The 1,092-nt window shown below is 69.4% G+C and carries 1 protein-coding gene; it reads right to left on the reverse strand.

The window, feature by feature from the left end; genetic code table 11:
- Positions 1–16: 16 nt before the first annotated feature.
- Positions 17–1,092 (reverse strand): acyl-CoA dehydrogenase family protein (locus tag VTU_RS0105650; protein WP_010101784.1); only part of this gene is annotated, 1,076 nt, incomplete at its 5' end.

Raw genomic sequence — 1,092 nt, forward strand, 5'->3', positions numbered from 1 at the left:
TCGGGGGCGTTGCCCCTCAATAGGATTTCGGCAACCCCAGCACCTTCTCGGCGATAAAGCACAGGATCAGCTGCGGGCTCACCGGGGCAAGGCGCGGGATCCAGGCTTCGCGCAGGTAGCGCTCCACGTGGTATTCCTTGGCGTAGCCCATTCCGCCATGCGTGAAGATGGCGCGCTCGCAGGCCCGGTAGCAGGCCTCGGCCGCGAGGTACTTGGCGGCGTTGGCCTCGGCACCGCAGGGCTGGTGCTGGTCGTAGAGCCAGGCGGCCTTGTGCACCATGAGCTGCGCGGCCTCGAGTTCCATCCACGACTCGGCCAGCGGGTGCTGGATGGCCTGGTTCTGCCCGATGCGGCGGCCGAACACCTCGCGTGCGTTGGCGTAGCCGGCGGCGCGCGCGAGCGCTGCGCGCCCCAGACCCACGGCCTCGCTGGCGATCAGGATGCGCTCGGGGTTCAGGCCGTGCAGGATGTAGCCAAAGCCCTGGCCCTCCTCGCCCACGCGGTCTTCCACGGGGATGCGCAGCCCGTCGATGAAGACCTGGTTCGAGTCCACGCATTTGCGCCCGAGCTTGTCGATCTCGTGCACCTCCACGCTGCTGCGGTCCAGGTCCGTATAGAACAGGCTCAGGCCCTGCACGCCGCGGCATTCCTCCACGGGCGTGGTGCGCGCGAGCAGCAGGATCTTGCTCGCCACCTGCGCGGTGCTGATCCACAGTTTCTGGCCGTGCACCAGGTAGTGGTCGCCCTGGCGCACGGCGCGGGTCCTGAGCTTGAGCGTGTTCAGGCCGGCGTCGGGCTCGGTCACGCCGAAGCAGGCCTTGTCGCGCCCCTGGATCAGCGGCGGCAGCCAGCGCGCCTTTTGCGCGTCGCTGCCGAACATCACCACGGGGTGCAGGCCGAAGATGTTCATGTGCACTGCGGACGCGCCCGACAGGCCCGCGCCCGTGGCGGCGATGGTGTGCATCATCAGCGCGGCCTCGCTGATTCCCAGTCCCGCGCCGCCGTAGGCTTCGGGCATGGCGATTCCGAGCCAGCCCGAATCGGCGAGCGCGCGGTGGAAGTCCTCGGGGAAGCCCCCGTCGCGGTCGCGGC

Source organism: Verminephrobacter aporrectodeae subsp. tuberculatae At4, from assembly GCF_000193225.1.
In the GTDB taxonomy this organism is placed as follows: Bacteria; Pseudomonadota; Gammaproteobacteria; order Burkholderiales; family Burkholderiaceae_C; genus Acidovorax; species Acidovorax aporrectodeae.